19 protein-coding genes are annotated in these 19,140 nt (G+C 36.6%); 8 read left to right on the forward strand and 11 right to left on the reverse strand.

What is annotated here, in order from left to right; all coding sequences use genetic code 11:
- Positions 1-105 precede the first annotated feature (105 nt).
- Together BMS_RS11095 and BMS_RS11100 are read left to right on the forward strand one after the other, a co-directional pair.
- Positions 106-1,158, forward strand: a complete 1,053-nt coding sequence (locus BMS_RS11095) for an ABC transporter substrate-binding protein (protein WP_014244912.1) — start codon at positions 106-108, stop codon at positions 1,156-1,158.
- Complete coding sequence (locus BMS_RS11100; protein WP_014244913.1) at positions 1,151-1,768, forward strand: alpha/beta family hydrolase; 618 nt, start codon at positions 1,151-1,153, stop codon at positions 1,766-1,768. Before BMS_RS11095 ends, BMS_RS11100 begins: the two co-directional genes overlap by 8 nt.
- On the opposite strand, the gene leuS is transcribed toward BMS_RS11100, so the two are convergent.
- The 6 genes from leuS to BMS_RS11130 form a co-directional block, all read right to left on the reverse strand.
- Entirely contained in the window at positions 1,765-4,539 is a 2,775-nt protein-coding gene (gene leuS / locus BMS_RS11105) for a leucine--tRNA ligase (RefSeq protein WP_014244914.1), read from the reverse strand. The two genes, BMS_RS11100 and leuS, sit on opposite strands and share 4 nt — an antisense overlap.
- Before the next feature lie 143 nt (positions 4,540-4,682).
- A complete protein-coding gene (locus BMS_RS11110) occupies positions 4,683-4,958 on the reverse strand; it encodes a hypothetical protein (protein WP_044557539.1) in 276 nt (91 codons plus the stop codon).
- Positions 4,959-5,034: 76 nt separating this feature from the next.
- On the reverse strand, positions 5,035-6,060 hold the full coding sequence (locus BMS_RS11115) for a trypsin-like serine peptidase (protein WP_014244916.1): 1,026 nt from the start codon (positions 6,058-6,060) through the stop codon (positions 5,035-5,037).
- Positions 6,061-6,175: 115 nt separating this feature from the next.
- On the reverse strand, positions 6,176-7,276 hold the full coding sequence (locus tag BMS_RS11120; protein WP_014244917.1) for a FliG C-terminal domain-containing protein: 1,101 nt from the start codon (positions 7,274-7,276) through the stop codon (positions 6,176-6,178).
- 64 nt (positions 7,277-7,340) lie between these two features.
- Positions 7,341-9,278 carry a S9 family peptidase gene (locus BMS_RS11125; RefSeq protein ID WP_014244918.1) on the reverse strand — a complete coding sequence of 646 codons (1,938 nt, stop codon included), beginning with the start codon at positions 9,276-9,278 and terminating at the stop codon, positions 7,341-7,343.
- A gap of 48 nt (positions 9,279-9,326) precedes the next feature.
- Positions 9,327-9,758 carry a hypothetical protein gene (locus BMS_RS11130; RefSeq protein WP_014244919.1) on the reverse strand — a complete coding sequence of 144 codons (432 nt, stop codon included), beginning with the start codon at positions 9,756-9,758 and terminating at the stop codon, positions 9,327-9,329.
- A gap of 220 nt (positions 9,759-9,978) precedes the next feature.
- On the opposite strand from BMS_RS11130, the gene BMS_RS17050 reads away from it, so the two are divergent.
- Both BMS_RS17050 and BMS_RS11140 read left to right on the forward strand, forming a co-directional pair.
- A complete protein-coding gene (locus BMS_RS17050; protein ID WP_014244920.1) occupies positions 9,979-10,983 on the forward strand; it encodes a putative zinc-binding metallopeptidase in 1,005 nt (334 codons plus the stop codon).
- The gene (locus BMS_RS11140) at positions 10,980-11,990 is read left to right on the forward strand and encodes a D-alanine--D-alanine ligase family protein (RefSeq protein ID WP_014244921.1); all 1,011 of its coding nucleotides are present in this window, start codon (positions 10,980-10,982) and stop codon (positions 11,988-11,990) included. The genes BMS_RS17050 and BMS_RS11140 overlap by 4 nt, the downstream gene beginning before the upstream one ends.
- On the opposite strand, the gene BMS_RS11145 is transcribed toward BMS_RS11140, so the two are convergent.
- Together BMS_RS11145 and BMS_RS11150 are read right to left on the reverse strand one after the other, a co-directional pair.
- Positions 11,987-12,394, reverse strand: coding sequence for a response regulator (locus tag BMS_RS11145; RefSeq protein ID WP_014244922.1), 408 nt, complete (start codon positions 12,392-12,394; stop codon positions 11,987-11,989). The genes BMS_RS11140 and BMS_RS11145 overlap by 4 nt on opposite strands.
- A gap of 58 nt (positions 12,395-12,452) precedes the next feature.
- Positions 12,453-13,136: an START domain-containing protein gene (locus BMS_RS11150; protein ID WP_044557541.1), complete on the reverse strand. Its 684-nt coding sequence runs from the start codon at positions 13,134-13,136 to the stop codon at positions 12,453-12,455.
- Positions 13,137-13,305: 169 nt separating this feature from the next.
- Here BMS_RS11150 and BMS_RS11155 point away from each other — a divergent pair, with 169 nt between their 5' ends.
- On the forward strand, positions 13,306-13,962 hold the full coding sequence (locus BMS_RS11155) for a ParB-like protein (RefSeq protein WP_044557542.1): 657 nt from the start codon (positions 13,306-13,308) through the stop codon (positions 13,960-13,962).
- Here BMS_RS11155 and BMS_RS11160 read toward each other — a convergent pair.
- The gene (locus tag BMS_RS11160; RefSeq protein WP_014244925.1) at positions 13,952-14,608 is read right to left on the reverse strand and encodes a TatD family hydrolase; all 657 of its coding nucleotides are present in this window, start codon (positions 14,606-14,608) and stop codon (positions 13,952-13,954) included. The two genes, BMS_RS11155 and BMS_RS11160, sit on opposite strands and share 11 nt — an antisense overlap.
- Positions 14,609-14,643: 35 nt before the next feature.
- Complete coding sequence (locus tag BMS_RS11165; protein ID WP_014244926.1) at positions 14,644-15,420, reverse strand: tRNA threonylcarbamoyladenosine dehydratase; 777 nt, start codon at positions 15,418-15,420, stop codon at positions 14,644-14,646.
- A gap of 24 nt (positions 15,421-15,444) precedes the next feature.
- Here BMS_RS11165 and rlmN point away from each other — a divergent pair, with 24 nt between their 5' ends.
- From rlmN to BMS_RS11180, 3 genes are all read left to right on the forward strand, one after another.
- Positions 15,445-16,545, forward strand: coding sequence for a 23S rRNA (adenine(2503)-C(2))-methyltransferase RlmN (gene rlmN / locus BMS_RS11170; protein WP_014244927.1), 1,101 nt, complete (start codon positions 15,445-15,447; stop codon positions 16,543-16,545).
- A gap of 105 nt (positions 16,546-16,650) precedes the next feature.
- Positions 16,651-17,985 (forward strand): trypsin-like serine peptidase, encoded by a 1,335-nt coding sequence (locus BMS_RS17055; protein WP_052590667.1) that lies wholly within the window; start codon positions 16,651-16,653, stop codon positions 17,983-17,985.
- An 80-nt stretch (positions 17,986-18,065) separates the two neighbouring features.
- Positions 18,066-18,488, forward strand: coding sequence for a hypothetical protein (locus tag BMS_RS11180; protein ID WP_014244929.1), 423 nt, complete (start codon positions 18,066-18,068; stop codon positions 18,486-18,488).
- A 13-nt stretch (positions 18,489-18,501) separates the two neighbouring features.
- Here BMS_RS11180 and BMS_RS11185 read toward each other — a convergent pair whose 3' ends face one another.
- Positions 18,502-19,134: a hypothetical protein gene (locus BMS_RS11185; protein ID WP_014244930.1), complete on the reverse strand. Its 633-nt coding sequence runs from the start codon at positions 19,132-19,134 to the stop codon at positions 18,502-18,504.
- Between the last annotated feature and the right edge of the window lie 6 nt (positions 19,135-19,140).

Consider the following 19,140-nt stretch of genomic DNA (forward strand, 5'->3'; position numbering starts at 1 on the left):
CCTTATCAAATCTTTAGAAAACTTAAAGCTTCTAGAGATTAGTGTCTCACACTTTAAATATGTTACATTTTATGGATATAATAAGGCCATAAACATGGAAAAATCTTGAAAATACTATTACTTACTCTATTCCTTATTACGCCTCTCTCTTTATTTGCAAAGGATGGACTAAGAGTAACCTATATTTCACCAGACCCTATCGATACTGAAAATGAGTTTTGGAAGAATACAACAAAGCAAGTAATGAAGGCCGCTAAAGATTTAGGGATTGAACTAGAAGTTCTCTATACACAATCACACTACTCTTATTATACAAGTATGATAGACAAGGTTTCTAAGCGTCCAAAAGAAACACTCCCGCAATATCTTTTAATTCTCCCCATTAAGTCTACTGCTAGAAATACTCTCGAAAAGCTTGAGAAAGTTGGAGTCAAAACAGTCTTCATTAATGCTGAAGTAAATGAAAATGAGAGAGAAAGTATTGGATGGCCTAGACAGAAATATAAGAATTGGATTGGAGAATTTTATCCAGATGATTATCAAGCAGGGAGACTTGTTGTTAGTGAAGTTGCAAAGAAGTGTAGAAAAGGAAGTGACGTAGTTGCTATTAATGGTACACATATCTCTAACGCTTCTTTAATTAGAGAGAAATCTTTTGAAGAGACCTCCAAAGAATTGAACTTAAACCTGAAACAATCTTTCTATGGAAATTGGAAGAAAGAAAAAGTTGGAAGGATGCTACCCTACATAGAGGGACGCTATCCAAATATTTGCGGTTTCTTTGTTTCAAGTGATTTCATGGCCGAGGCAATCTTAAATTCCAGATTAAAGAAGTATCAGGTATGCTCAATAGACTGGACTAAGAATGGTCTTCAGAATGTTAAAGATAAGAAACAACTTTGTACTGTTGGTGGACATTTCCTTGAGCCGGCCTTTGCCCTTGTCGCAACTTTTGACTATCATCATGGATATGACTTTAAAAATGACTTTGGCCTAACCTATAAGTCTCACTTCTATATCGCTAATCAGTCGAACGCAAAAGAAATCCTAGAGAAGTTTATCGAGAATAAAAAGCCTCTTAACTTTAAGAACTACTCAAAAGTTTTTAATAAAAAGATTAAAAAATACAACTTTAATATATTAAAAAATTATGAATAAAAAAGACCTCATCATTTCTAAAAAATCAAAATCAAATAAGCGTATCATTCTGGCCCACGGAGCTGGCGCCCCAATGGATCATGATTGGATGAACTCTCTAAGCGATAAGCTAGTGAGTAGAGATATTCAAGTTATCCGCTTTGAATTTCCCTATATGGCCCAAAGACGAGTTGATGGTAAGAAGAGACCACCTAATACGAAGAAGATTCTTCTTGAAACATGGAAAGAGGTCTTTGAACTCTGCGCTGATAGCGAAACATTTATTGCTGGAAAATCCATGGGTGGTCGAATGGCAACACTGATGGCCGATGAACTCACACCTAAAGGAGTCATTTGCCTAGGCTTCCCTTTTCACGCCCCTGGAAAAGATGTTCGAGATAGAATTGATCATTTAAAAAATATAAAGACCAAAGTTCATATTCTTCAAGGTACAAGAGATAGTATGGGAGCGAAGGATGAAGTCCTTGGTTATGACTTAAGCAAAAATATTTCACTACATTGGTTTGAAGATGGAGATCACTCTCTAAAGCCTAGAAAGAGAGAGACAGGCAAAACTCTAGAGGATTATCTAGAGCTCGCCGCTGATAGAATTGAATCTATTATGTCCTAGCCAACTACGATATTGACAATTTTCTTTGGAACAATGATTTTCTTCTTTATCTCTTTGCCTTCAATCCACTTCTGAATTTCTTCAGACTCAAGAACGAGCTTCTCGATTTCTTCTTTAGAAGCATCGAGAGAGATATCCATTAAAAATCTCATTTTTCCATTAACAGAAATAGGATATTTATGCGTACTCTCTACTAAGTATGACTCGTTTAACTCAGGCATACTCGCAAATGTAATACTCTCACTATGACCTAACTCCTGCCACAACTCTTCACAAAAGTGAGGAGCAAATGGAGAGAGTAAAATAATAAGATCATTTAAAATATCTTTCTTATGACACTTAAGTTTCGAGAGATCATTTACGCAAATCATAAAGGCCGAAATAGATGTATTGAAAGAGAAAGTATCAATATCTTCATTTACTTTTTTAATACAAGTATGAAGAACTTTTAACTCATCTGCACTTGGCGCATCTGAAACAACACAGAGTTTTTCATCTTTGTAGAAGAGATTCCATAGCTTCTTTAAGAATCTGTGAACACCTTCGATACCATTTGTATTCCATGGCTTTGATTGCTCTAATGGACCTAAGAACATTTCATATAGTCTTAGTGTATCGGCACCGTAATTTTCAACGATAGTGTCTGGATTAACCACGTTGAACATGGACTTACTCATCTTCTCAACTGCGTAACCACAATTATAGACGTCCTTTCCATCAACAGATTCAGTGATAAAAGTCGCATCTTTAAACTCAGGTCTCCACGCCTTAAAAGCGTCCATATCTAATTGATCGTTGTGAACAATATTCACATCAACATGAATCTCTTGAGTGTCATACTGATCTTTGAGTCCTAGTGAAACAAATTCATTCTTACCTTTTAATCTATAAACAAAGTTCGATCGACCTTGGATCATTCCTTGATTCACCAATCTCTTAAAAGGCTCTTCTTTACAGACATATCCAATATCAAAGAGAAATTTATTCCAGTAGCGTGAATAAATAAGGTGACCTGTCGCATGCTCCGCTCCACCGATATAGAGATCAACATCTTGCCAGTAATTATTCGCATCTTTAGATACAAGCCCCTCTTCATTATGTGGGTCCATATATCTTAAGTAATAAGCAGAAGAACCAGCGAATCCTGGCATAGTAGACATCTCTAGAGGGTGCCCATCTTTAGTCGTCCAATTTTCAGCTCTTCCTAGTGGTGGCTGACCATCTTCAGTTGGAAGAAATTTATCGACCTCTGGAAGTTGTAGAGGAAGATCATCCATGCTTAGTGGTGTTGGCACTCCGTCTTTAAAATAAATTGGGAATGGTTCACCCCAGTATCTCTGTCTAGAGAAGATAGCATCTCTTAAGCGGTAATTAGTTTGTTTCTGTCCAAGTCCTCTACTCTCAACTTCAGTAATCATTTTTGCAATTGCGTCCTGAACACTTAGTCCGTTTAAAAAGTCAGAGTTCATAAGAGTTCCCTCTTTGGCGTCATATGACTCCTCAGAGATATCTCCACCTGAAACAACTTGAGTTATTTCAATTCCAAAATGTTTTGCGAAGGCGTAGTCTCTTGAATCGTGAGCAGGAACGGCCATAACAGCACCTGTTCCATATCCACCTAATACGTAATCACCAATCCAAATTGGAATATCCTTTCCAGTGAAAGGATGAATACAGTAAGCACCTGTGAAAACTCCCGTCACACGTTTTACATCAGCGAGACGATCTCTTTCACTTCTCTTTTTTGTATCTTCTAAATATTGCTCTACTGCTGCTCTTTGCTCATCAGTTGTCACTAAACTTACATAATCACTCTCTGGTGCGAGAACCATAAAGCTCACACCAAAAATTGTATCTGCTCTAGTAGTGAAGACTTCAATCTTCTCTTCACGATCTTTGATATCAAATTTAACTTCTGCGCCCGTAGACTTACCAATCCAATTCTTCTGCATCTCTTTTAAAGAGTCAGACCAATTCAGCTCGTCTAGTCCATCTAGAAGTCTTGGAGCATAAGCAGAAACTCTAAGGCACCACTGTTGCATCTTCTTTTGTTCTACTGGATGCGAACCTCTCACCGAGAGACCGTCTTTAACTTCGTCATTGGCCAGAACTGTTCCAAGACCTGGACACCAATTCACAGCAGTTTCAGCTAAGAATGCCAATCTATAATTTTGAAGAGTATTCTCTTTCGCTTTTTCATCAAAGCTCTTCCATTCCTTGGCGCTAAACTCTTCCATCTCACCAGAGTGAGCATTTACACCAGCACTTCCCTTGCTCTCAAGTTTCTTAATTAGATCCGCAATTGGAAGGGCCTTATTTGCATCTAAATCATAGTAGTGCTCAAACATCTGGATGAAGGCCCACTGAGTCCACTTATAATATTTTGGATCACATGTTTGCACTTCTCTATTCCAATCATAAGAGAAGCCGATCTTATCTAACTGCTCTCTATATCTTGCAATATTTTCTCTCGTTGTATCTGCAGGATGTCTACCAGTTTGAATGGCATATTGCTCGGCCGGAAGTCCAAAGGCATCGTAACCCATTGGGTGAAGAACGTTATATCCCTCTAGCCTCTTAAAACGAGTATAGATATCTGAAGCGATATAACCAAGAGGATGACCTACGTGTAGCCCCGCTCCCGAAGGATAGGGAAACATATCGAGAATATAGTATTTAGGTTTTGAACTCGACTCATGGGCCTTGAAAGTTTGATTATCGTTCCAGTACTTCTGCCATTTTGTTTCAATTTCTTGAAAATTATAACTCATTGCAACATTCCTTTGGGTGCTTAAATTATGACTTTGAATTTATGAGGATATTTTTAAAAAATATTGGACTAATTGTACAGGAAAAGAGGCGTTTAGCCAAAATCAAAAGGCACCCTAGGTGCCCTTCAATTCTAATAGCTTAATTAAAACTTTGGCTCACAAGTCTGTAGACAGATTTGTCTTTGAGTTGGCTCTGGAAGAGAGTTACAGTATCTCTCACATGCAGGTACTGACTTATAGTTTCCATTTCCATAATCTAAACACATTTGCATGATTGCGTTATGACACTGTAGAAAATCTTCTCTATTTGTGATTTCAGCACATGTCTCATTAGCTTGAACAGCGCACACTTTTAACACTGATGCAGAAGCTGCAGAAGTCATTAAAGTTAAACCAATAATTGCGATTAATTTTTTCATTTCCACTCCTATTATTCTAATAAGAGTGGGTTTTACTTTGGCCATTATATTAAGCCAAGGAATATGAAGATTTTTCTTAGTTTAAATAATTCCTAACCTTCAGCACTTTCTCGCCACCTGCGTCAAACTCTGAGTATACTTTGTCGCCTACGCAATACTCATCATTTTCAATCTGCAGCTCGAAGTCCTGCTGACCTGAGACCAGTACTCCTGCTACTTCTCCAGTCTCCTCATCAAATACAGGAGAACCTGAGTTTCCGCCGTATGATGCAATATGTGCTGTAATAGTATCGTAACCATACCCATCATGCTTAACTTCCCCACTTGCAACTTTCATTCTAAGCCCAGCAGGGTGTCCCATCATTTTTAATTCTGTCCCATCTTGAAAGTATTCTTTTCTAGAAATCTCGAGAGCTTCAACATTTTGAACTTCACGGTCAAGCTTTGCAATTGTCATATCAGAGCTAAACTCTAAATTTTCTTGAATTCCAAAAACCTGATCTTCAGTAACAAAAATATCATTCTCATAGGCTTCATTTCTTGAGATTACTTTTCTTCCATCAGCAGCAACAGTGAAGATGACTCTAATATTTTGTGCCTTTCCACTTTCAATACAATGCCCGGCAGTCATTAACTCGTCATTTCTTCCGTTTTCATTGATGAGGAAACCTGTACAAAAACCTGGTGCAACTTCGTCTTTATACCTTAAGCTAGAGCAAGTTTTGTAGCCACTTTCTTCGCTAAGAAATCCACCCAATGTCTGAGAGTCGATTTTATAAACTTTCTTCCCTTCAAGGTTACCAGCAAAAATTAGCTGTGAAGAGTCTATAAACATGGCCACGGCCTTCATCTTCTCTCTGTCTTCTGTATCGTTGCCTTCAGAGCATACGCTCACTCTATTATCAGCTCCATAGATTGCCTTTACATTTGACTTGCTTGAGTCGCATGTATCAACAAAGTCCAACATCCCATTAGCAATAATCTTCTGAGACTCAGATAATTGAGGTGCTCTAGATTTTTCTCCAGATCCTCCACAAGAAGTTAATAATAAAGGTGAAGTCATTAAAATTGTAGAAATCAGTAAGCTCTTAAAGTTTTTCATTTATGTCTCCTAATATAGTGTTTCCTACATACATTACAAAGACGGTGCCAAAAAGAGCAAAGTTAAAGGTTTGAAATTATTATAGTTATCGTGTTCCAGAAGTGAAACGCCATTCTTAAACGAGAACCTCAAAGGAAGTTGGGTCAAGAACCAGCTCTCCCGACTTCTCCTTAGCACGTATAAATTTGACGATTTCATCCTGGGCCTTATTGATGGCCGAGGGGGACTTTGGTTGGTCTAATTTATAGAGAAATTCCTCTTTCATTGTATCAGTCACTTCGCTGATAAGATCATAAATTAATTCTTTTGATGAGAGACGAAGGGATGCCGCTAGTAAATCCAGATTTACTTCTAATAGGAAATTCCTCTTCATCTCTAAGGTAAGATAGCGCAATCTATCTATATTCTCATTCTGTTCTCTAATATTATTTGCTAGAACATGATTTTCTTCGGCTATCTTTCTTAGTACTTTCTCCTGTTCTACTTCTGAGAGACCATTGAATGTTGAAACCTCAAGACCTTTTTGCTTGAGCTGCTTCTTTTCAATAACTGAACTTATGGACTTAAAAGTCACACTCTCGAGAGAGTCAGAAAACTGCACACCCAACTTTAAAAGATTTGAGTCCGTCTCAAGTGAAACAGAGTAAGGTGTAATATAGCGAATGGTTGCAAGTAAACCTGATGATAAATTCTGATCTGTAATAGATGTAATATAAATAGTTGCACCAACTGAAAACTTAGGTGCCTCACTCTCATGCACGATTAGACTCAGTCCCTTAACTGAGAGATCTTTTAGTATGTACGATACACTCTCTACATCATCATTACTTCCAACCTTGAAAGAAACATTCTTGAAATCTTGATACTTAAAAGAAAATCTCTCAACACTTCTTCTCTCTTTCATCATCAACTCTACAGGAGTTTTAATAATGATTCGCAACCCTTCCGTTTTGAAAGCATCCTTTTTAAAGAGAGCATCTCCCTTTGCGTAGTGAACAAAGAGAGTATTATCTTTTGTAATCTTATAATCTGCATTCTTATAAGCATCTTCAATTTGAATTATAGTATTAGAATCTGTGACCTCAACGATTGTCGCTTGGAATTTATTTCTCTCATCCCCTCGATTTTGCCAAATCGTAACCTCATCACCACTTTCCATTATTTGTGTAAGTCTCGACTTGATGACATCTTTTCTAAAGGTTGACCACATTTTCATATATTCTAATTCTCCTAACTCACACTATTTTCTCAAATAATCCATTTTTTCTAAAGGGAGAACATTATTGCAACCACTTGATAAAGAAGTTCAGTGTATGACCTGTACTTAAAGTTCTATTGGCCCTTTTACGAACACCGTGACCTTCATCAGGAAATAAGATTAATGAAGATTCTATACCTTTTTTCTCAAGTGCTTGTTGAAATTGAATTGACTCTCCTGCGGGAACTCTAGGGTCATTGGCCCCCTGAATAATTAAGAGTGGAGAATTAATTCTATCGAGATAATTTATTGGTGAGAGCTTCTCTAAGACTTCTCTATCTTTATCTAGATAACCGTACTCACTCTCTCTTAAGTACCTTCTATGCTTTGCTGTATTTTCTAAAAATGTTACTAAGCTACTCATTCCGACGCGAGCAACTCCAGCATCAAAGTGCTCTGCAAATACTGTCATTGCATAGAGAGTTGAGTATCCACCATAAGAGCCTCCAGTGACACCGATCTTTGGAGTCACCCCATTAACGGCCCACTTCTTCTTCGCATAAATAGCAGCATCCCTAATATCTGTGATCACATCCAGTCTCTTTGCTCCATTATCAGAGTTAAGCCATTTCTTTCCATAACCTCTTGAACCTCTCACATTTGGCATGACATAGATAAAGCCTCTCTTTGTAAAGAGTTCAGAGTATGGGCTAAAACCAGGTAGGGATTGTGACTCTGGTCCCCCGTGAAAAGAGATAATAACTGGACACGTTCTTACTTCACACTGTCTTGGTTTTTTTACGAACATTGGAATGGAAGTTCCATCCTCTGCAGGATAGCTCTCAAGTTTCCATCTTAAGTAATTGGATGTATCAATCTCTGGTGAGCTTGCAATGGTCCATTGGCGCATTGTTCTTCTCCTCCAGTCATAGACATAATTGATTCTAGGTTTATTGTGAAAGACTTGAGAAAAAATAGTATATCTCGCATCACTTGTAGTTGAGCCAAAGAATGTATGCTCAGCTTTTTTAAACTTTGGACCACTCATCTCTTTATAAGTCTTTCCATTAATTACTTTAACTCTGTAGTAACCATTGTCATTATACCTAAGAAGAATTCTTGAAAAGTCTTTAACTATAGAGATATTTTTAATATTCATCTCTAACTTTTTAGTAATAGGTTTAAATTTCTTTCCATCATAGAGATAGAGTCTCTTAAAGTTATCAAACTTATTTGTCAGCACTAGAAACTCGCCCTCTTTATGAGCAATGCGAACATTGTAGGACTCTCTTTCGCCCACTCCTAGTAAAGCTCTCTTCTCTTTTGTTTTTAAATCATAGATATAGAATTCTCTGGCAATATTTCCAGTGGCGTGACCAAGTAGAATATTTCCATTCTTAAAGAACTCTACGATCCACCAATATCCCTCACCTTTGAAAATGAGTTCTCTCTTCTTAGTGGCAATATTATATTTATAAATTCCCCATGTCGTCGGCGTAATATCATTGGCCCTATAGTAGATAAACTTTCCATCTTCTGATTGATCAAGGTAACTCACCTTAACTTTCTTTTGACCAAAGATTTTAAATAACTCTCCACCTCTTTTTGCATCTTGAAGATATAGACTTGGGTATTCATCTCCGCCCTCATCTCTTGAGATAAGAAGATACTTTCCATCATTTGTTATATCGGAGAGAGAGCTCGCATTCTCCCCTCCAGTCATCTGAATTGGAAACTTCTTAGGTCCATTAATTTTCCAAACTTGTCTTACACCCGTCACTCCCCATGTGAAGAACATCGTTCTACCATCTGGGGCTAACTGTCCCATTCCTGTAGAGCGAATTTCATTCTCTGCTTCAATTTCAGTGGATAGTTCTTTTGGAATAGGCTTAGGCGCATACTTAGTTACGATTTCCTGATCAAGAGTCTCTACACCGTGACCAGTATAAGATTGAACTTTCTTTGTAGTACAAGAAGTCAGTAAAAGACAAAATAGAATACAAGTATTTATTATTTTCATATTAATCTCCGTTTTAAAGCATTATAAACGCAGATTAATAGATGTCCATTACTCAATGGCACATGACTTTTTATCAATACTGTAGAATTCTCTTTGGTTTAAATTTTGCGCTCTGGATTTTTCTAATTTTAATTGGTGATTAATCTTAGCTAATTCTTTTTTATCAAAGATACTGGCGCAAATTAAATCACTCAACTCGATATACTTAATAAGTGATCTAACAACTTTCTTCTTTCCACTTTCATTCTCACTTACAGAGGCCATATAACTTACGTCTTTAACTGCTTTAGTATATTCGCTTATCTCTGTTAGCCCTAGAGTTGCAGCAGTACCATAAATGCGATCGACCATTTGTCCGAACTCTTCAAATTTTGATCCATCTTCGAGTTTTGTTTCAATAAGAGTAGAGATTGAAACGATCATTGATTTTCTGATTTCCTTAATTTCATCAACAAAGAATGTCATCATCTCATTGTCCATAAATAATCCTAAGGCTAAATATTTATATAAAGTATAAATAGTATCGGGTAAATTAATTAAATTTTTAACTTAACTTTATTAATTTTTCTATATTTTCAATCAATTATACCCGTAAACTCAAGTCAACCATAGGCCAGACTTATTCTTAAGGTTGCCTATAATTTGAGTAAAAAAGACGTAACTTATTGTAAATTATTTGAAATGGGATTATTAATAATGCATGGTCAAACACTTAAAATATGACCCTGATTTAAGGTCATTTCTACGCACTCCACTTTGCCAAATCCCTCTTAAAAAAAGAGGAAGTATCGCACTCAAGTGCCTTCGGCAAGTGCGCCAGGAACTGAAGTCTAAGGGAATTAATTTTAACTTTCACTACTGGGCTTCTGACGATTGGTTTTGCCCTGACGGTATCACAGGAGTTGCCATTCCTTTCTATCTCTTCAATGAGCAAGCTCTAACTCTAGAGCAAAAATATATTGGTCACGCTGAGGGTAAGACAGAAGAGGAATGCTTAAAGCTCATACGTCATGAACTAGGTCATGCGATAGATAATGCTTTTCATCTTAGAGACTGTGAAGAGAGAAGAGAGATTTTTGGTGACCATCGTCTAAAATATCCAAAAGAGTATATAAAGAAACCTTTCTCCAGAAGCTATGTTTTACATCTTGGAGACAACTATGCCCAGGCCCATCCAGAAGAAGATTGGGCGGAGACTTTCGCGGTTTGGCTAGATCCAAAATCAAATTGGAAAGAGAAGTATAAAGATTGGAAAGCTCTTAAAAAGTTAGAATATGTTGACTCTATAATGACGGGCCTTAGAGGAAAGAGAGCAAAGACTATTTGCAGAGATACACTAGATGAAATTTCAACTCTAGGTATTAGCTATAAGTGTTATCTAAGTAGAAAAGTGAAGAATAAATCTAAATACAAAGCTCCTCTTTTTAAGAAAAATATTAATAGAGTTTTTAGTTCTGGAAAGCGAATCAATGCTCTAAGCTATTTAAAAGTACACGAAAGAGAGATTTGTATAAGAGTTGCAAAAAATACAAATCAGTATCATTATATTATTAAGGATGTAATGAGAGAGTTAAAAAATGAGTGCCGTGAGAGAAATCTAACTTTGCGCCATACTCGCAGAGAGACTCACGCTCCACTTATAAATATGCTCTCAAAATCAACCCTACAATATGTCAAACAAGGAAAGCATAAGGTCATCATGTGAAAGTACTCGTATTAATGCATAAAGACCTCGTTCCTCCTACGGATATTAAAGAAGATCAATTCGATAAAGATGAAGTGCCATGGATAACAGAATATGATGTTATTAAGGCGCTCAATAATTTGGGACACAAAGTTGAAATCTGTGGTGTCATAAGTGATCTAAAACTTATAAAAAATGCTATTGATAAATTTAAGCCAACAGTTATCTTTAACTTACTTGAAGAATTTGATGGTGAAGTTCTCTTTGATCAAAATGTTGTGAGTTACCTAGAGCTTTTACGTGTTCCTTATACGGGCTGTAACCCAAGAGGTCTTATGCTTGCAAGAGACAAGGCCTTGGCGAAGAAAATTCTTCTCTTTCACCGAATCAAAACTCCACACTTTCAAGTCTTTCCTAAGAATAGAAAAGTTAAAACTTCAAAGCATCTAAAATACCCTCTTATTGTGAAGTGCCTCACAGAGGAAGCTTCATTAGCAATAGCCAAGGCATCAATTGTTTACAATGAAGAGAAGCTCAAAGAGAGAGTAAAGTATATCAATCAAAAAATTGGTGTCGATGCCATCGTTGAAGAATTCATTGAAGGTAGAGAATTCTATGTGGGAGTTATGGGAAATTATAAAACTCAAACTCTTCCCGTATGGGAGTTGAAATTTGAAAATGTTGAAAAGCCTGAGAAAGAACTCTACTCCAATAGGGCCAAGTGGAATAATAAATATCGAGACCGAAAGGGAATTAAAACTGAAGCAGCAACCCTATCCCCTGAATTAGAACTTAAAATTAAAAATATTTGTAAGAAAGTATACAAGCATCTAAATCTTAATGGATACGCTAGAGTTGATCTTAGAATGAATCCAGCAGGAGAAGTCTACGTCATAGAGGTTAATCCCAATCCTAATATTGCACGTGAAGATGAACTTGCCAGTAGCGCATTACACTCCAAAGTAAATTATGAACAATTAATTACGAAGATTTTAAAACTTGCTAAATCATGGGCTAAGAAAGTCTAAGCAGACTTTCTCTTTAATACATCTGAGATCTTATTAATTAATCCTCTCTCATCAAAAGGCTTTATTAAATACTGAGAAACACCATGGTTGATCGCTTCTACAACGTGCAGTCGCTCGCTGTCAGAAGTCACCATCAAAAAGGGAATATCGCTAAAGTCTTCATTTCTCTTTAAGTAATCTAAAAAATGAATTCCATCTAACTCTGGCATTTTCCAATCGGCCAAAATCATATCCACCTTTTTATTATCAATAAATGATTGCTCAATATAATCAAGTGCAATGACTCCATTTACTGCGGTATGAATATTTCTAAAGCCATGTTTACGAAGTAAAGTTTTGATATAGTTAATAATATCTTTATCATCGTCGACAATTAGAATACTCATGTTTGGATTTACTTTCATAGCGATAGTATATAGAAATACTCTCAGTAAAATCTCACTAATTGTGAATATTTCTACATTATTTTAGGCCATCTAATTGATCTAATAAGACCTTAATTCCTGGTCTTAGAGGGGCCTTTGAAATCTTAGATTGTGCTTCCAGAGCTTTTAAGAATTGAAATGGAAGTCTCTTTTGAAGCATATTAACTAACCAAATTGGAAGAGATCCTCTAGGGTCAACTAATAAGGTCATCTGAACACTGGAGTTATTCTGCGCTCTCTTAAAGGCAAGTGTTCCAAAAGTCATATGGGCCCTTACGACATCCTTAGGAACGGGATAGTTTTCATAATCAACTGAATAGGTATCGACAATAAGTTCTTTCTTTTCCTTATCAAGCCTGAGTTCATTCATTTGTATCATATCTCTATCGGCAGCAGGCCACGGAAGGTCGTTATTACTATAAGTAATTGCCTTTACATCACTGATCTCTTTTAGCGTTGATTTTTCAATCATATTTGGGGCCCAACTAATCGTGCCTTCCACATCTCTTAAAGTCGCCAGTATATTCTCAAGAGGAGCCTCTAAAATTGCCTCGGCCCTAAAGCCAACTAGACTTGAGTGCTTAGACTTTTGTGAGTAAACCACAACTCCACTCTTAGTATAAATTTTCTCCCACCCGTCTGGGTTAAAGAACTCTTTAAAATCTGCATTGGCAAATGTTGTAAAAGATAAAAGAAAAGTAAAAAGAGCAAGCGTCTTCAAGATAGCAGTCCTCAAAATAATTATTTCATTTATGGTAGCATAAACTTAGATTTTTTATACGGGAAATATCTAACATTCTTCCTTAATTTCAAGAAGTTAGCTAAATAATCTATTGCGCTCCTCGCAAAGTAAATTTGTCTATTTTAGAGACTTATTATACATTCTCTGCATGAAAATAACTCTCTTACTCACTTTCTTTCTTTCGTTATCTGCTACGGCGACTAAGCTTGAATTCATAAGCCTTTCAAATATTCACCCAACTCAAGCATTTGTGGGCCACGATCAAATCCCTTTAAAAATAGAAAAGATTCAAAAGAAGTTAAAAAAGAAGAAGCTAGACTCTTATTTAAAAGAGAAGTGGAGTCCGGCCATTATTGGCCCAGATGAAAAATATTGGATACTTGATCGCCATCACCTGAGTTATGCACTTTTAAAGTCAGATATTGCTGATAAATATAAAGGCCTCTATATTCGTGTTCTCCATGACTGGTCAAGCTACTCGTGGAATCACTTCTATAATTCTATGAAAAGAGAAAACCTCTTTTATCTAAAGAATTGTAAATTTGAAGAAATTTCTCCAGAAGAGATCCCCACTCAAATCAATACTCTTGGCAATAATCCCTATAGAAGCTTGGCCTACTTTGCCAGAGAAAAGGGATGCTTTAATAAAGTAGACATCCCTTATCTAGAATTTATGTGGGGAGAATTTTTCTATAGGAATGGCCTAACTATTAAAGAGAGTGCCAATAATAAGAAATTGATTAAGAAAGCGCTGTCCCTATGCTCTAAAAGTAGTGCCTCCCACTTACCAGGATTTAAGCACTGAGTTCTTCGAAGTTTTCTTTGATTCTTGACTTTATCTCATCCAAAGTTTTACCTCTTAACTTCGAAGCACGAAGATAGACCTCTTCAATTTTTAAAGAGGAGTCATCAGTTTCAAAGAATAGCTTGGAGAGAGGAATTAATGTAAAGGACTTGAATCCCTTTGTCTGCTCATTAAAGAGCTTAATTCCATATGAGAAGTAATAACCCCTTCCGATGAGCTCTCTCGTGATTTGTTCATTTCCATTATAGTCGTGAAAGATAAGCACTCCTTCATAACCCACTTCATTAACGAGTTTTAAAATATCGTTATATGCACGAACACAATGAATAACGACAAAAGGATCTTTTCTCTTTTTGGCAAATTCTAATTGAAAACGAAAAAAGTTACATTGAGTTTCAAAATCGACTTCTTTAAATGCACGATCTAAACCAATTTCACCAATACATTGATATTCTCTACCTTGAAGTAGTGCTTCTAATTTTTCTAAATTGTAACCAGAGAAGGATTGAATCCACCATGGATGAATACCAACACATCTAAAGTGACCTTTTGAAAACTCATCATCACCCTTTCTTATATCGACATTATAGAATTCAATATGACTAGGGTCCTTACTAAGAATGTGAGTATGGATATTGATGTACATAGGTTTATTATAAGACTTATTTAAAGAAAATAAAATTAATCTCTAGAACAGATTGATTTTACGACTTCCCCAGCAGCAACAAAGCCAAAAGTCCCCGTCACAAAAGTAGCACTGCCAAAGCCAGTATAACAATCTAGACGATAACTTCTTTGCTGATCCTTTCTTATCTGACAAACCTCACCTTCTTCATCGGCGAGAAAAGGAAGCTCTGGAGAAAAGACGCTCTTAACACCAAAGAGAGAATCATCCAATGGGAAGTCAAAATCTTTTCGAAGCTTCTTTCTAAGCTTTTGTAAAAGTCTATCATTCCAAGATTTAGATAAATCATCGACTCTTATCTGAGTAGCGTCTTGCTTTCCACCGGCGCCACCAACTGTAATAATTGGCAAAGACCTTTTTAGTGCTTCATTTATAAGAATGGCCTTATTGTCTAAAGAGTCGATAGCATCAATAACGTAATCAAATTTTGTGCTCAGAATTTCATTCACAGAGTCCGCAGTGAGAAAGTCCTCTATACAGTGAATTTTGACTTCTGGATTGATTAATAGGCATCTCTGCTCTAGGGCCCTAATCTTTAGCTTACCGATATTTCCATCTAGGGCGTGGAGCTGTCGATTCACATTAGTAATACAAATATCATCTAGATCCACTAAAGTAATTTCACCAACACCAGAGCGAACAAGGGCCTCAGCGCTCCATGAGCCAACTCCCCCAAGTCCAATAATACAAATATGTGAGTTCTCTAGTAGCTTTCCAGATCGAGCTCCATATAATCTAGAGATTCCTGTAAAGCGAAAATTTTCTTCAGTCATATTTTTCTAATAGCATATCTTCCCATGGTTGCAAAAGTTAAGTTTGCAGAATATATAATAATGATGACATCCAAAGAAGCAGCACATTCATTTTATAATCAATCCCTTGAAGAGCTCTCTCACACTCTTCACGAATCAGGGTTTAAGCAAAAGAGTGCTGATGAGATTTTTAGATTGGTTTACAAGAGATTTAACCCTAACTTTGAGGCTGTCGATACTCTTTCGAGGAGAACTATAGATTTTATTTCTAATCACTACAGATTTGATTTGCCAAAAATTGTAAAAGTCCAAAACGCTGACGATAACACTGTGAAGTTTCTCGTTGAGCTTGCAGATGGAAACCAGGTTGAATCGGTCCTCATTCCCTTTGCTAAGAAATATACTATTTGTCTCTCTAGCCAAGTTGGATGCGCAATGAAGTGTAGCTTCTGTTTTACAGGTCTTCAGGGACTCAAGAGAAATCTAGAGGCAAGTGAGATAATTGGGCAATATATCGTTGCATATAAATGGTTGCGAGAAAATCGACCTGAGAAAATAGCTTCTCCTAATATTGTCTTTATGGGACAGGGAGAACCTCTACATAATTTTGATCAAGTAAAGAAAGCAATTGAGATTTTTCTAACAACCGAAGGGCTTCACTTAGGATTTAGACAGATTACTCTTTCAACTGCGGGGTATTTACCAGGTCTAGAAAGGTTTAGTGAACTTCCAAATATTAATCTAGCACTCTCTCTTCACTCTCCTATTGATGAAGATAGAAATAAACTCATTCCCCTGAATAAGAGATATAGTCTGGAAAAACTCTTTGAGAAATTAGATCAAATCAAACTTCTAAAAAGACAATTCATCACTTATGAATACTTACTCATTAAAGATCTAAATGATAGAGACGAAGACATTACTCTTCTAAATAAATGGCTGGGACAAAGAAGGGCGATAATCAATATTATCCCTTTTAACGAGTTTCCAGGTGCACCCTATAAAAGACCTCTCACGAGTAAGGTCAATGAATTTAAAACCAAGCTTGAGCGCCTAGGTCTTACTGTAAAGGTCAGAACAACAAAAGGTAGTGATATTCTGGCAGCATGTGGCCAATTGAATACCTTACAGAGTAAAACCCTGTAATAATTCCAACTTTTCCTTTCATTCATATGACTTTATTACAGACTCGCAAATATGAATTGCTAGTTTCTTTTTAAATATGATTTTATATCGTACGAGGGAGAATCTATGCGTAAACTAAATCTACTTATTACACTATCACTACTATTATCAATAACTGCCTGTGAAGACGAAGTGGCCACTTGTAAGGATACATTTCAGTCTGATTATAAGTCATTGATGCAATCATTCAGTGATGTTTACAATCCAAAAACAACTGTTGAAGAATTTAATCAATTCAAAAATAAGATTACTGCTTTCCAAGAAAAATATCCTGAAAAGTGTGCTTTAAATGATGAGATTTATGAACACAATAAAGAGCTAGATAAGTTCCTAGCGATGGTAAATCAAAAAACAGTTATTACTCCTAAAGTTATTTACGGTAAGGATGATAGACTTGATATTGCAGACTCTACAGATGCAAGACACCAACAATGGGCAAAGTCTGTTGCGGTACAGGTTTCTTCAGCTAAGATTGGTGCTGGTGGCGAATTAAATAGTACAACAATCGCTGATAATATGTATCTATGTGAAGACGAGCCATTTGCAGATCAAATTAATCCTGGAAGATGTTCAGGGTTCCTAGTGGGTGAAAATATTCTCGTAACTGCTGGTCACTGTGTAGAGAGCCAGAGTGATTGTTCAAATTATAAATGGGTCTTTGGATTTAAGAAAGGCGTATCAAAATTAAGCGATGATCAGATCTACTCTTGTAAAAGTATTATCTCACAACAATTAAGTAGCTCTACTAAAGCAGACTTTGCTGTACTAGAATTAGATAGAGCAGTAGTAGACGCCGCTCCACTAACATATAGAGCTTCAGGTTCTGTTTCAGTTGGTGACCCTATCACAGTAATGGGACACCCTTCAGGACTTCCAATGAAAGTAGCACCTGGTGCAAATATTAGAACAAACTCAAACGATTGGTACTTTGTCGCAAACTTAGATACTTTTGGTGGTAATTCAGGTTCTCCAGTTTTCAACTCAGACACAGGTATTGTTGAAGGTATCTTAGTTAGAGGTGAAACAGACTATACTTGGAAGACAGATAGCAGTGGGAATTCTTGTAGAGTCTCATTTCAATGTGCAGATGATTCATGTCGTGGTGAAGATGTTACTCGTATTACGAAAGTGACAGGGCTTCCAAAACAAGAGACTCCTAAAGAGGTTCTTGCTAGCTTTTTTCCTAACTCTACTCTACCACTAGACGCGAAAGGTATCTCGTTTAAGGTTCAGGTAAAGAATGGTCCAACCAAGTACCTTGCTGGAACAAAATTTCTAGAGGCCTGTGCACTCCATACTGCTGAGAATTCAGATCCAAGAAATTGGCTAGATTCGATAGTGGCAAATTGTGAAAGAGATCAAGTTCAACTTCTTCAAATAGTTGAAACTTTTAAAGACTAAAATTCAATAAAGACTATTTTTAACAAAATCTTCATACTCCTTAGCTAATCTTTAAATAACCTTTTAGCTAAGGAGGAGTCATGCTCACAACACATCTTCACCCTATTTCTTCTGCAGATGAAGACGAAGTCGAAATGTACTACAAAGTCGAAGAGACCATGGTTGAGAATGGTGACTTAAAAATGTCACAAGAGGAGCTCTATGATGAAATAGACTCCCATCACAGTCTTTATATTCTTAAAACTCATGAGCATTTCCATATATTCACACTCATTGTAGCTGCTTTAATTTACTATATTGCCTACGAGCAATATCTCGCCTTTGACGGACCTTCGATATTTGGAATAATACTGACAATACTTGGAACACTAATGTTAGCTTTAAGCTGGGTTATATCTAATCCGACTCTAAAGCATGAAACAGAAGTTCAAGATTACTACAAGTCCCATCGTATGCTATTTCTCTACGATAAGGATCATTCAAAAGTTAGAGAATTAAAGTGATTAGACTCTGGGCTCAGGTGAGCATCGACCACTTGAGCCCATCATATTTATAGCTCTGCAATTTTAATGAGTTCTCATTGCACTTCGCACAGGGTTGATACCAAGGGTCTGAGCGTACGATTTCCCAATCTTCATCAATCGTCTCTGTTAACTCTTCAAGTAACTCTGAACTAGTTTTTCTAAGAACAGCAAAGCGCTCATAAAGAGTTTTCATCGGAGAGCTAAAGATATCCTCTAGAATTAATGTATTAATCTTTGCAGGAATCTGTGTTGCTATTAAATCTCGTTGGGTCACAAATCGACTTTGACAATGAGAACAACAGTGGACTTTCAAGCTCTCAAGTTTCTCGTCTTGAAATTCGCTCAACTGAGTTTTTATATCTTTATCTAATTCCAGACATTGAAAATAGATTCCAATAATCGCTCTAAGTTTCCAGAATAATGTAAAACTCCAAGGGTCTTGAAAGTGAATATCATTCAAAGTCCCTGCCCCGCCAAAGGCTTTAGAGTAATGATCATAGGCATCCATTGCATTGGCGTCGACCATCTTCTCCACAGAGTTCATCCAATGGGACCATTGATGATGATTTTCATAATCAAGTAATGCGCTAAAAGACGCTAGAAAAGATTTTAGATTCTCTTGCATAAAGAC

Origin of the sequence: Halobacteriovorax marinus SJ (assembly GCF_000210915.2) — a bacterium.
In the GTDB taxonomy this organism is placed as follows: Bacteria; Bdellovibrionota; Bacteriovoracia; order Bacteriovoracales; family Bacteriovoracaceae; genus Halobacteriovorax; species Halobacteriovorax marinus.